This is a genomic window from Nocardioides aquiterrae (assembly GCF_039526625.1).
GTDB classification, from domain to species: domain Bacteria; phylum Actinomycetota; class Actinomycetes; order Propionibacteriales; family Nocardioidaceae; genus Nocardioides; species Nocardioides aquiterrae.
The window spans coordinates 430,537-442,348 of the sequence record NZ_BAAAJE010000001.1 but is presented as its reverse complement, the minus strand read 5'-3'; the positions used below and the strand labels follow the sequence as shown (position 1 = coordinate 442,348).

General features: G+C 71.3%; 12 protein-coding genes. 9 read left to right on the top strand and 3 right to left on the bottom strand.

Going from position 1 to position 11,812, the window contains the following annotated elements:
- Positions 1-133 precede the first annotated feature (133 nt).
- A complete protein-coding gene (locus ABD086_RS02160; protein ID WP_343905218.1) occupies positions 134-712 on the bottom strand; it encodes a hypothetical protein in 579 nt (192 codons plus the stop codon).
- Positions 713-757: 45 nt separating this feature from the next.
- Positions 758-1,198, bottom strand: coding sequence for a nuclear transport factor 2 family protein (locus ABD086_RS02155; RefSeq protein ID WP_343905217.1), 441 nt, complete (start codon positions 1,196-1,198; stop codon positions 758-760).
- Between the two features lie 69 nt (positions 1,199-1,267).
- On the opposite strand from ABD086_RS02155, the gene ABD086_RS02150 reads away from it, so the two are divergent.
- From ABD086_RS02150 to ABD086_RS02125, 6 genes are read left to right on the top strand one after another with little or no spacing between them, the layout of a single operon-like run.
- Positions 1,268-2,140 carry a TIGR03619 family F420-dependent LLM class oxidoreductase gene (locus ABD086_RS02150; RefSeq protein ID WP_343905216.1) on the top strand — a complete coding sequence of 291 codons (873 nt, stop codon included), beginning with the start codon at positions 1,268-1,270 and terminating at the stop codon, positions 2,138-2,140.
- Complete coding sequence (locus ABD086_RS02145) at positions 2,137-3,297, top strand: hypothetical protein (protein ID WP_343905214.1); 1,161 nt, start codon at positions 2,137-2,139, stop codon at positions 3,295-3,297. The genes ABD086_RS02150 and ABD086_RS02145 overlap by 4 nt, the downstream gene beginning before the upstream one ends.
- On the top strand, positions 3,297-4,136 hold the full coding sequence (locus ABD086_RS02140) for an SDR family oxidoreductase (RefSeq protein ID WP_343905212.1): 840 nt from the start codon (positions 3,297-3,299) through the stop codon (positions 4,134-4,136). Before ABD086_RS02145 ends, ABD086_RS02140 begins: the two co-directional genes overlap by 1 nt.
- Positions 4,137-4,149: 13 nt before the next feature.
- Positions 4,150-5,307, top strand: a complete 1,158-nt coding sequence (locus ABD086_RS02135; protein ID WP_343905210.1) for a sulfotransferase family protein — start codon at positions 4,150-4,152, stop codon at positions 5,305-5,307.
- Positions 5,304-6,377, top strand: coding sequence for an NAD(P)H-dependent amine dehydrogenase family protein (locus ABD086_RS02130; RefSeq protein WP_343905209.1), 1,074 nt, complete (start codon positions 5,304-5,306; stop codon positions 6,375-6,377). The genes ABD086_RS02135 and ABD086_RS02130 overlap by 4 nt, the downstream gene beginning before the upstream one ends.
- Positions 6,378-6,397: 20 nt before the next feature.
- Positions 6,398-7,804 (top strand): lipase maturation factor family protein, encoded by a 1,407-nt coding sequence (locus ABD086_RS02125; protein WP_343905207.1) that lies wholly within the window; start codon positions 6,398-6,400, stop codon positions 7,802-7,804.
- Here ABD086_RS02125 and ABD086_RS02120 read toward each other — a convergent pair.
- Positions 7,794-8,084, bottom strand: a complete 291-nt coding sequence (locus tag ABD086_RS02120; RefSeq protein WP_343905205.1) for a hypothetical protein — start codon at positions 8,082-8,084, stop codon at positions 7,794-7,796. The genes ABD086_RS02125 and ABD086_RS02120 overlap by 11 nt on opposite strands.
- Before the next feature lie 69 nt (positions 8,085-8,153).
- Here ABD086_RS02120 and ABD086_RS02115 point away from each other — a divergent pair, with 69 nt between their 5' ends.
- The 3 genes from ABD086_RS02115 to ABD086_RS02105 are packed head-to-tail and all read left to right on the top strand — an operon-like array spanning position 8,154 to position 11,649.
- The gene (locus ABD086_RS02115; protein WP_343905204.1) at positions 8,154-9,416 is read left to right on the top strand and encodes an HNH endonuclease; all 1,263 of its coding nucleotides are present in this window, start codon (positions 8,154-8,156) and stop codon (positions 9,414-9,416) included.
- A 29-nt stretch (positions 9,417-9,445) separates the two neighbouring features.
- On the top strand, positions 9,446-10,903 hold the full coding sequence (locus tag ABD086_RS02110) for an ABC transporter substrate-binding protein/permease (RefSeq protein WP_343905202.1): 1,458 nt from the start codon (positions 9,446-9,448) through the stop codon (positions 10,901-10,903).
- Entirely contained in the window at positions 10,900-11,649 is a 750-nt protein-coding gene (locus ABD086_RS02105) for an amino acid ABC transporter ATP-binding protein (RefSeq protein ID WP_343905201.1), read from the top strand. Before ABD086_RS02110 ends, ABD086_RS02105 begins: the two co-directional genes overlap by 4 nt.
- The last annotated feature ends 163 nt before the right edge of the window (positions 11,650-11,812 follow it).

The window sequence follows — 11,812 nt, the reverse complement described above, 5'->3', positions numbered from 1 at the left end:
CATCTGCTCTCTTCCTCGGGGCGCACGGGTCCGGGAGGCTACCCGCCGGAGGACTCATCGGCGCCGCGGGCGCGCAGGTGGAGAGGCCATCGCACGGTCCGGCGTGACCTGCATCACCCTCCGGGTGGCGGTGTCAGCCGATCGTGACCCGGATCTCGTTGGACTGGAGCTCGCTGTCGGAGTCGATGACGCGGAACCGGTTCACGCCGGGCTGGCTGGTCTGCACGGGGATCTGGAACACCTCGCCGCTCACGGAGCCGGTGGCCGGGAAGTCCTGCCACGACCCGTCCTGGAACCGCTGCACGGTGAGGATCGCGCCCTCGCCACCCGGGTAGACGCCGGTCAGGTTGAACTGCTCCATCGGGGCGGCCTGGGTCGTGGACGCCGAGAGCGAGATCTCCTTGCGCGGCGAGGCCGACTCCGTCGGCTTGTCCGACGGCCTGCTGTCGGCCGTGGGCGAGGACTCGTCGCCCGGTGCGAGCGTGATCTGGGGGCTGGTCTCGGTCGGCGTCTTCTCCGGCCGGGGCAGGTACATGGACCGGCCACCGCCGGAGCTGCCCTCGCCGGAGCCGCCGTCGAGGCCGAGCACGCGCGTGCCGGCGAGCACCACGAGGCCCAGGATCAGCCCCACCGCGATGGCCACGCCGACCAGCGCCCCGACGCCCGCGATGATCGGGTGCTCGCCGGGGCCCTCGGGCAGCTGCTCGGACATGCCCCCATTGTCAGGGTGACCGCAAGACCCGGCGCGGCGGGTGGGTCACAGCCCCCGCTTCCACACGATCTCCTCGTGCAGCCTCCGGCTGCGCCAGCCGTCGGGCGTCCGCACGAACGTGTGGTGGTACAGCCCGCCGAACTCGACGACCTTCTCCCCGCCGGCGCCGTCGGCACCCTGCGTGTCGGGAATGGGCATCGGGTTGTGGAAGTACGCCGTCGCGGTGGCCTGGTCCCCGTCGATCCTGATGTCGACCTGGTGCAGCGAGTGCATCCGCTTCGGGAAGAACGCCGGCAGCACCTCGGCCAGCCACGCCTTCACGGCGGGGAAGGTGTCGGCGATGCCGCCGGACTCGGTGTAGTCGATCTCGGCGTCCGGCGTGAAGACGGTGTCGAGCAGGTCCCACTCGCCGGCGTCGATGCCGCGCGTGTAGCGCACGATCGCCCCCTCGATCTCGAGGCGGTCGCTGATCTCCTGGAGGTCCACAGGGGGACTCTGGCACAAAACTGAAACACGTTCTATATTTCGACAGGCTCAATAACCGAAAGGCGTGAGATGCGATTCAGCTACGCCGAGGCGATGACGCAGGCGACGTACTACGCACCGCTGGCGCAGGCGGCCGAGGCGGCGGGCTACACGAGCATGACCGTGGCCGACAGCCTGATCTACCCGAAGGACTCCGACTCGAAGTACCCCTACACCGACACCGGGGACCGGGAGTTCCTGGAGGGCAAGGAGTTCATCGAGACGATGGTCCTGTGCGCGCACCTGTTCGCGCACACCACCACGCTGCGGCTGACGCCGTTCGTGCTCAAGCTGCCGATCCGGCCGCCGGTGCTGGTCGCCAAGCAGGCCTCGTCGCTGGCGTTCCTCTCCGGCAACCGGCTCGGCCTGGGCGTCGGCATCTCCCCGTGGCCGGAGGACTTCGCCGCCCTGGGCGTCGACTGGGCGAAGCGCGGCAAGCGCATGGACGAGTGCATGGACATCCTGCGCGGCCTGACGAGCGGCGAGTTCTTCGAGTACCACGGCGAGTTCTACGACGTCGACGCCCTGAAGCAGTGCCCGGCCGCGCCGGCGAAGATCCCCCTGCTGGTGGGCGGCCACGCGGACGCGGCGCTGCGCCGCGCCGTACGCAAGGGCGACGGGTGGATGCACGCCGGCGGCGACGGCGAGGAGCTGGACCGGCTGCTGACCCGCCTCGCGGAGATCCGCGCGGAGGAGGGCGACACCCGCGACGACTTCGAGGTGCACGTGATCTCGTACGACGCCTACACCCTCGACGGCATCAAGCGCCTGGAGGACAAGGGCGTCACCGACTGCATCGTCGGCTTCCGGATGCCCTACATCAAGGGCCCCGACACCGAGCCGCTCGAGAAGAAGGTCGAGCACCTCGAGAAGTACGCCGAGAACATCATCCACAAGCTATGAGCGACCTGACGCAGATCACCCGGCCCTTCCAGGACGCCATCGCCGAGGCCGAGCGGCTGATCGAGGGCGCCCCGTTCATCAGGACCGAGCAGGACCTGCTGGAGGGCTACGACTACCTGGCCGGTCGGATCCGGATGGCCATGCAGATGGCCTTCGACCACGACCTCGACCGCCCGGTGTTCATCAACCCCACCCACCAGTACTCGCGCCAGGGCCTGGACAACCCGGACGCCATCTACTTCAACGCCTACCTCCAGGAGGGCGTCGAGTACGTCGTGCGCGGCGTGCGCGGCACCAGCGCCGACCTGTCGTTCCAGGTGATGGGCGGTGCCTACTCGGCCGACTCCGCCGCCACCTCGATGCTGGCGTTCGACGACCGCGAGCTGGACATCGCCGACGACGGGGCGTTCGAGTTCACCTACGTCGCCGAGCCCGGCGCCAAGACGATGATCGTCCGCGAGGTCTTCAACGACTGGGACACCGAGCAGCGCGGACAGCTCTGGATCGAGCGCACCGACACGCTCGGCGTACCGGCGAAGCCGCTGACGCGGGAGCGCCTGGCGAAGAGGTACGAGGTGGCCGCCAAGCTGCTGACCGGCTCCATCCAGACGTGGTTCGCGTTCCCCCACTTCTTCCAGTACAAGGAGCCGGTCAACCAGCCGACGCCGCCGCAGTCGACGCCGGGCGGCCTGTCGTCACAGCGCTCCTCGATCGGGCACTACGAGCTCGCCGACGACGAGGCGCTGATCGTCACCGTCCCGGAGTGCACCGACTGCGCCTACCAGGCGATCCAGATCGGCTCGGACTGGTACATCTCGACCGACTACGAGACCCACCAGACCTCGCTCACGAAGGCGCAGGCGGTCACCGACCCGGACGGGAAGATGCGGTTCGTGATCTCGGAGCGCTCACCCGCTGGTGAGGGCCGGGCGATCGCGAACTGGCTCGAGTGCCTCGGGCACCGCACCGGGTCGCTGATGCTGCGCTGGCAGCGCCTCGAGCGCGACCTCGGCCCCGAGGACGGACCGGTCGTCGAGAAGGTCCCGGTCGCCGACGTGCCGGACCGGCTCCCCTACTTCACCCCCGTCTCCACCGAGGAGTACGCCGCGCGGATCGCCGCCCGGCAGCGCTCCGTTGCCCGAAGGATGCTGAGCTGATGACCGACCTCGGATATGCAGAGGCCCACGACACCTCGATCGAGGACCGCTACATTGCCGTACCCCTGCTGAAGGACAAGGTCCTGGTGGTCTCCGGCATCGGCCCCGGCCTGGGCCGCGCGCTCGCCGAGGAGGCCGCGAGGATGGGCGCGGACCTGGTGATCGCCAGCCGCACCGAGTCCCGGCTGCTCGAGCTCCAGGCCGAGCTCGAGGGGCACGGCGGCAAGGTCCTGAGCGTGGTCGCCGACGTGACCGACGAGGACTCCCGGGTGAACCTGCGCGACCGGACGCTGGAGGCGTTCGGCCGCGTCGACTGCGTCATCAACAACGCGTTCACCATCCCGCCGATGGACCCGATCACCCAGATCGAGCCGCGCAAGCTGGCGAAGGTCAACGAGACCAACGTGTTCGCGCCGCTGCGGCTGTCGGCGCTGTTCGCCGACGCGCTCGCGGAGTCGAAGGGCTCGATCATCATGCTCAACTCGTGCGTGGTGTTCTCCTCGCAGCCCGAGTACGCCGGCTACAAGCTCTCCAAGGGCACCCTCGAGCACCTCGCGTCCTCGCTGGCCACCGAGCTCGGCCCGCGCGGGATCCGGGTCAACAGCGTGGCGCCGTCGTACATCTACGAGGACGTCAACCGCGGCTACTTCGACTTCCTCGCGGCGGTGGAGGGCAAGACGCACGAGGACGTGTACGCCGAGAAGGCCGCGCCGACCGACCTCAAGCGGCTCGCGTCGCCGCAGGAGGTCGCGCGGGCGGCGCTGTTCCTCGCCTCCGACCTGGCGTCGGCGGTCACCGGCCAGATGCTCACGGTCGACTGCGGCGAGTTCCACGACTGAGCATGGCCGGCCGATGAGCGACAACGTGATGACCCGGGAGCGGGCGGACGTCGGCAGCTACGAGGACATCGTGGCCGCCGCCGTCCGCACCACCGGGCTCTCCGACTTCGGGGCGGGCCTGCACGAGGAGGGCCTGCGCGTCCTCACCGAGGACCTCGCGTCCCCCGAGGCCGGGCTCACCCCGCGCGGCAACTACTTCCAGCGCTCGGAGGTCAAGAGCGCGCTGGTCGGCGTCCTGCTCACCCAGGCGCAGTTCGCGGCGCACCCGGGGCACGCGGACGTGCCGATCGAGCGGCCGGTCTTCCTGATGGGGCTGCCGCGCACCGGCACGACCGCGCTGCACCGCTACCTGCACGCGGACCCGATGGCGCAGGGCCTGGAGATGTGGCTGACGCAGTACCCGCAGCCGCGGCCGCCGCGCTCGACGTGGGAGGCCGACCCCATCTTCTCGGCGATGCAGTCCGGCTTCGCCGCGCACCACGGCGAGAACCCCGAGTTCATGGGGATCCACTACATGGACGCCACCACCGTCGAGGAGTGCTGGCGGCTGCTGCGGCAGACCGGGAAGTCCAGCTCCTACGAGGCGCTCGCGAACGTGCCGCGCTACTCGGCCTGGCTGCAGCAGCAGGACTGGACCGACGCCTACGCGCGGCACAAGGAGAACCTCCAGCTGGTCGGGCTCAACGACCAGGAGAAGCGGTGGGTGCTCAAGAACCCGTCGCACCTGACCGCGCTGGACGCCCTGATGGCGGTCTACCCCGACGCGCTGATCGTCTACACGCACCGGGACCCGGTCACCTGCATCGCGTCGTCCTGCTCCCTGTCGGCGGAGACCACGGCCGGGCACAGCACGACGTACGTCGGCGAGGTGATCGGCCGCACCCAGCTCGACCTCTGGTCCCGGGCCTACCACGCCTTCCACGACGCGCGGCCGAAGTACGACCAGAGCCAGTTCGTCGACGTCGCGTTCCAGGACCTGGTCAGCGACCCGGTCGCCGTGACGCGCCGCGTCTACGACCGATTCGGCCTCGACTGGACGCCCGAGGTGCAGGCGGCGATCGAGGAGATCGACCGCGAGGCGAAGGAGGGCAAGGCGGCGCCGTCGCACCGCTACTCCCTCGACGACTACGGCCTCACCGAGGCCCAGGTGCGAGAGGCGTTCGACCGATGACACGCAAGCGGGTCGTGGTGTGGGGCACCGGCGTCGTGGGCTCGATGGTGATCGCCGAGATCCTCGACCACCCGGTGTTCGAGCTGGTCGGCGTCGGGGTCACCCGGTCCTCGCGGGCCGGACAGGACGTCGGGACGCTGCTTGGACTGGGCGAGACGGGCGTCGTCACCACCACCTCGGTCGACGAGCTGATCGCGCTGCGGCCCGACGCGCTCGTGCACTACGGACCCACCGCGCAGTACGCCGACGAGAACATCCGCGTCATCTCGGCGTTCCTCCGCGCCGGCATCGACGTCTGCTCCACCGCGATGACGCCGTGGGTGTGGCCGGGGATGAAGCAGCTCCCGGACAACTGGCGCGACCCGATCACCGAGGCCTGCGCGGACGGCGGCGCCTCGTGCTTCACGACCGGGATCGACCCGGGCTTCGCCAACGACCTGTTCCCGCTGACGCTGATGGGCCTGTGCGGCCGGGTCGACTCGGTGCGCGCGTCGGAGCTGCTCGACTACACCGACTACGAGGGCGACTACGAGGACGAGATGGGCATCGGCCGCCCGCCGGCGTACACGCCCCTGCTGGAGATCCCGGACCTGCTGATCATGGCGTGGGGCGCGACCGTCCCGATGATCGCGCACGCCGCCGGCATCGAGCTCGACGACATCACCACCACGTGGGAGAAGTGGGTGACGCCGACCGACCGCAAGACCGCCAAGGGCGTCATCGAGGCCGGCAACGTCGCCGCGATCCGCTTCACGATCAACGGCGTGTACGGCGGGCGCGAGGTGATCACCCTCGAGCACGTCAACCGGATCGGCCTGGACGCCGCACCCGACTGGCCGGCCGGCTCCGCCGACGACGTCTACCGCGTCGACATCACCGGCTCGCCGTCGATCAGCCAGGAGACGGCGTTCCGTCTCACCGACGGCTCCGGACGCGCCCCCGCCGTCGCCGGCTGCCTCGCGACCGGGCTGCGGGCGCTCAACGCGGTGCCGTACGTCAACGACCTGCCGGCCGGGTGGGTCACCGCGCTGGACCTGCCGCTGGTCCCCGGGGTGGGCACGATCAGGTAGCCGATGGGTACCGGCCCTGCGTGACCGAGTGGTTCGTCGCCGAGCAGGCCTGGCTGGGACGCGAGCTGTTCCAGCGGGGGCTGGCGGTCATCTACCTGGTCGCGTTCGTGGTGGCCGCCCGGCAGTACGCCGGGCTGCTCGGCGAGCGCGGGCTGACGCCCGTCGGCCGCTACCTGGAGCACACGACGTTCCGGGAGGCGCCGAGCCTCTTCCACCTCCACCACTCGGACCGGTTCTTCACCGGCGTCGCGTGGGCCGGCGCGGCGCTGTCGCTGGCGACCGCGGCCGGGCTCACCGACGCCGTGCCCTGGCCGCTCGCGATGCTGGTCTGGGTGGTGCTGTGGCTGCTGTACCTCTCGATCGTCAACGTCGGCCAGGTCTGGTACGGCTTCGGGTGGGAGTCGCTGCTCCTCGAGGCCGGGTTCCTGGCGGTCTTCCTCGGCAACGACGACGTCGGCCCGCCCCTGCTCGTCCTGGTGCTGTTGCGCTGGCTGCTGTTCCGCCTCGAGTTCGGCGCCGGGCTGATCAAGATGCGCGGCGACCGGGTCTGGCGCGATCTCACCGCGCTCGACTACCACCACGAGACCCAGCCGATGCCGGGCCCGCTGAGCTGGTGGTTCCACCGGCTCCCGCGGCCGGTGCACCGGGTCGAGGTGGTGGGCAACCACGTGACCCAGCTCGCGGTGCCGTTCCTGCTGTTCCTCCCCCAGCCGGTCGCCGGCGTCGCCGCGGCGATCATGATCGTGACCCAGCTCTGGCTGGTGCTGAGCGGCAACTTCGCCTGGCTCAACTGGCTGACGATCGTGATCGCGCTGTCCGCGCTCCCGCTCGGCGACGCCCAGCCGGGCGACGCGCCCGCGGCGTACGTCGCCGTGGTGGTCGCCGCCACGGTCGTGGTCCTGGTGCTCAGCTGGTGGCCCGCGGCGAACCTGCTCTCGCGGCAACAGCGGATGAACGCCTCCTTCAACCGCTGGCACCTGGTCAACGCGTACGGCGCGTTCGGCAGCATCACGCGGATCCGCTACGAGGTCGTGGTCGAGGGGACCCGGGCCGAGCGGCCCGACGACGACGCGGCCTGGGAGGAGTACGAGTTCCGCGGCAAGCCCGGCGACGTGCGCCGGCGCCCGCCGCAGGTCGCGCCGTACCACCTGCGGCTGGACTGGCTGATGTGGTTCGCCGCCCTGAACCCGGGCTACGCGCGGTCGTGGTTCCCGACCCTCGCCCAGCGGCTGCTCGAGGGCGAGCCCGCGGTCACCGGGCTGCTGCGCCGCGACCCGTTCGCCGGCGACCCGCCGCGCTGGGTGCGCGCGCGGCTCTATCGCTACCGGTTCACGACGCGGCAGGAACGGCGGGAGTCCGGCGCGTGGTGGGTCCGCACCCTCGCCGGCGGGTTCCTGGACCCGGTCCAGCGGCGGGTCAGCCGCTGACGCCCGGCAGGGGAACGTCGGCGCTCCACCGGGCCCGCCGCTCGTCGTCGGACTGCTCCCACCAGGGCGTGCCGCGCTCGCCGAGCGCGACCTTGGCCGCCTGCACCCCGTCGCGGGCGGCCCGCTCCTCGGGGGTCCCGCGGGTCCGCCGCACCTCGCGGCGCCAGGCCATCAGCGCCTTCGTCAGCTCCTCGCGGCGGCTCTCCGGGATGGCCGAGTCGGTCGCGCGCCACCGTCGGCCGTCGACGAGCAGGTAGCGCCCGTCGGGCGTCAGCTCCATGTCGCGAGCCTAGATTCAGTCCCTTCTTGGCCCTTGCAATCTCCCTTCAGTCGGCGTACAATCGAACACATGTTCGACTCGGCGGACTACCTCGACGACACCGACCTCGGTGCCGTCGCGGCGCTGCTCGCCGGGGCTCCGGTGCCGGAGGGCGCCGCCTGCATCGACCGGCTCGAGGCGCTCGAGCGGCTCAAGTCGGCGGCCTGCGCCGCGCAGGCGCGGATCGCCGCCGAGATCGCCGACACCGGGCAGCCCGTGCGCAGCGTCGGCGCGCAGGTCGGGCTGGCCCGGCACGAGAGCCCGCACCGCGGCCGGCGCCTCACCACCCTGGCGGTCGCGCTCGTCGACGACCTCCCGCACACGCTGGCCGCGCTCGAGCGCGGCGACATCAACGAGCACCGCGCCCAGCTGATCGCCGACGGCACCCGCGACCTGGCCGCCGCGGACCGCCGTACGGTCGACGCCGCGCTCGCCGACCGGCTGGCCACGCTGGGCGACCGCGAGGTGTCGCTGGCGACGGCCCGCGAGGTGATGCGGGTCGATCCCGCGGGCGCCACCCGCCGCCGCGAGGACGCGATCACCCGTCGGCGCGTCTCCGGGCGCTGGCTGGGCGACGGCACCGGGCTGATCAGCGCTGTCGTCTCCGACGTCCACTACGCGGCGATCATGGCCTCGCTGCGGCAGGCAGCGGAGACGGACCGGGCCCGGGGTGACGAGCGCTCGGTCGAGCAGCTGGTCGCCGACCACTTCGTCGCCCGCCTCACCGGCCAGGTGACCGCGGAGCGCACGCCGGTCCGCATCGACCTCGTCCTGAGCGCCGAGGCCCTCCTCGCCGGCGACGACGAGCCCGCCGAGGTCGCCGGCTTCGGCCCGATCCCCGCCTCCGTCGCCCGGGCCATGGCCCACGCCTCACCCGAGCAGGCCACGCGCATCCGGCGGCTGTTCCGCATCGACGACACCGACCACCTCGTGGCGATGGAGTCGACGGCCCGCGTCTTCGACGGACTGCTGCGCGACTTCATCACGCTGCGCGACCAGGTCTGCCGGACCCCGTGGTGCGGCGCCCGGATCCGCGCCGGTGACCACGTCCGCCGCGTCGCCGACGGCGGCCCGACCACCGGCCTCAACGGACAGGGGCTCTGCGAGGACTGCAACCTCACCAAGGAGACGCCCGGCTGGCACCACACGGTGCGCTCCGGACCGCTCGAGCCGCACGAGGTCGAGGTGGTCACGCCGACCGGGCACGTCCACCGCTCCCGGGCGCCCGCCCAGCCCCGCGCACGTGCCGACTGGACCGAGGTCGAGCCGGGCCGCTGGGTCCAGGCCGCCTGATCCTGCCCGGAAATGGGTAACGGGAGCGAGTGCCCCGTCTCCTCGTCCTGCTCGCCCTGCTCGGCGGGCTGCTCGCCATCGGCGGGCCGGCGAACGCGGACGACCACCGCGTCGTACGGGTCGGGACCGAGGGCGTGTACCCGCCGTTCACCTACCGCGACCAGGACACCAACGAGCTCACCGGCTTCGACATCGACGTGACCAAGGCGATCGCCCGCGAGGCCGGCTGGGACCTGCAGTTCGTCGAGGCGCCGTTCGACTCCCTCTTCCCCGCGCTCGACTCCCGCCGGATCGACGTGATCGCCAACCAGGTGACGATCACCCCGGAGCGCGAGGCGAGGTACCTGTTCAGCACGCCGTACACGTACTCGCGGGGCGTCATCGTCACCCGCAGGGACACCAACGACATCACCTCGCTGGCGGACCTGAAGGGCAAGACGGTCGCGGAGACGGCCAGCAGCAACTGGGCGCAGGTCGCCAAGGAGGCGGGCGCGAAGATCGCCTACGTCCAGGACTTCGGCCCCGGCGTGCAGCTGCTCATCCAGGGGCGGGTCGACGCCATCGTCAACGACAACATCGCGGTGCTCGACTACCTGGCGACGTCCGGCAACCAGCAGGTCAAGATCGCCGGCGACGCCGGCGACGAGGAGCTGAAGCAGGCGCTCGCCTTCCGCAAGAGCGACCCGGAGCTCCAGGCGGAGGCGGACACCGCGATCGCGACCCTCACCGCCGACGGCACGCTCGCGAGGATCTCCGAACGCTACTTCGGCGCGGACGTGACCGTGCCGGGCAGCACGGAGGAGGTGTCGGTCAAGGCGTCGGACTCCCGGACCACCTGGGAGGTCGTCAAGGACACCGCCGGGCCGATGTTCGCCGGGCTGCTGAAGGGCAACATCCCGCTGACGATCTTCAGCTTCCTGTTCGGCATGGTGCTCGCCATCGCTGCCGCGCTCGCGCGGCTGTCGTCGATCCGGGTGCTCGACTGGATCGCCCGTGCCTACATCTCGATCATCCGTGGCACCCCGCTGGTGGTGCAGCTGTTCATCGTGTTCTACGGGCTGCCCCAGATCGGGATCGAGTTCGACCCCTACCCGGCCGCGATCATCGCGCTCAGCCTGAACGTGGGCGGGTACGCCGCGGAGGTCGTGCGCGGCTCGATCCTGTCGGTGCCGCGCGGACAGTACGAGGCGGCCACGGTGATCGGCATGGACTACTGGCAATCGATGCGGCGGATCATCCTGCCGCAGGCAGCCCGCATCGCCGTACCCCCGCTCGGGAACACGCTCCTCGCCCTGATCAAGGACTCCGCGCTCGCCTCGCTGGTGCTGGTGCCCGAGCTGTTCCGCGAGGCGCAGATCACCGCGGCGGCGACCACCGACTACCTGCCGCTCTACACGATGGCGGCGCTGTACTTCTGGGTGGTCTGCTACCTCGTGAGCCTGGCGCAGGGGCCGCTCGAACGACGGCTGAGCAGGTACGCGACATGAGCGACCTGATCGAGGTCCGCGGCCTCACCAAGTCCTTCGGCGACCAGCAGGTGCTGAAGGGCGTCGACTTCACCGTCGCCGCCGGGACCGTCACCGTGCTGCTGGGGCCGTCCGGGTCCGGCAAGACGACCGTGCTGCGCTCGATGAACGTCCTCGAGACCCCGGACGCCGGCCTGGTCCGCATCGGCGACGCGGCCATCGACTTCTCGTCCCGGCCCGACCGCAGGGCGGTCAAGGCGCTGCGCGCCCGCAGCGGCATGGTCTTCCAGGCGCACAACCTGTTCCCCCACAAGACCGTGCTCGGCAACCTCATCGAGGGCCCGGTGCAGGTGCAGAAGCGCCCCGTCGACGAGGCGGTCGCCGACGCCCGCGCCCTGCTGGAGCAGGTCGGCCTCGCCGGCCGCCAGGACGCCTACCCCTCGCAGCTCTCCGGCGGCCAGCAGCAGCGCGTCGGCATCGCCCGCGCCCTCGCGCTCGAGCCCGAGGTGCTGCTGCTCGACGAGCCCACCTCCGCCCTCGACCCCGAGCTCGTCGGCGAGGTGCTCGCCGTCATCCGCGATCTCGCCGCGCAGAACTGGACCCTCGTGATCGTCACGCACGAGGTCCGCTTCGCCCAGCACGTCGCCGACCAGGTGCTCTTCCTCGACGAGGGTGTCATCGCCGAGCGCGGCGGCGCCGAGGTCCTCGCCAACCCGCGCGAGGAGCGGACCCGGCGGTTCCTGGCGCGGGTGCTGGAAGCGCGCTAACCACCCGACCCGGCAGCGTTTCGAAGCGGGCCGCAGCGCGTCGAGGGGGGCGCACCGCCGGATCGCGTGCCCGTGGCGGCAGGCCACAACGAACCGTCGCGCTCAGAGCGGTCAAGACACGCAGAGTCCACAGGTGGCGATTTCGAGGTGGGGTTTGGAGCCG

Coding starts and splice junctions, on each gene's coding strand:
- ABD086_RS02160 (WP_343905218.1), bottom strand. CDS start 712: ATGTCCGAGCAGCTGCCCGAGGGCCCCGGCGAGCACCCGATCATCGCG.
- ABD086_RS02145 (WP_343905214.1), top strand. CDS start 2,137: ATGAGCGACCTGACGCAGATCACCCGGCCCTTCCAGGACGCCATCGCC.
- ABD086_RS02140 (WP_343905212.1), top strand. CDS start 3,297: ATGACCGACCTCGGATATGCAGAGGCCCACGACACCTCGATCGAGGAC.
- ABD086_RS02135 (WP_343905210.1), top strand. CDS start 4,150: ATGAGCGACAACGTGATGACCCGGGAGCGGGCGGACGTCGGCAGCTAC.
- ABD086_RS02105 (WP_343905201.1), top strand. CDS start 10,900: ATGAGCGACCTGATCGAGGTCCGCGGCCTCACCAAGTCCTTCGGCGAC.
- ABD086_RS02120 (WP_343905205.1), bottom strand. CDS start 8,084: ATGGAGCTGACGCCCGACGGGCGCTACCTGCTCGTCGACGGCCGACGG.
- ABD086_RS02115 (WP_343905204.1), top strand. CDS start 8,154: ATGTTCGACTCGGCGGACTACCTCGACGACACCGACCTCGGTGCCGTC.
- ABD086_RS02130 (WP_343905209.1), top strand. CDS start 5,304: ATGACACGCAAGCGGGTCGTGGTGTGGGGCACCGGCGTCGTGGGCTCG.
- ABD086_RS02150 (WP_343905216.1), top strand. CDS start 1,268: ATGCGATTCAGCTACGCCGAGGCGATGACGCAGGCGACGTACTACGCA.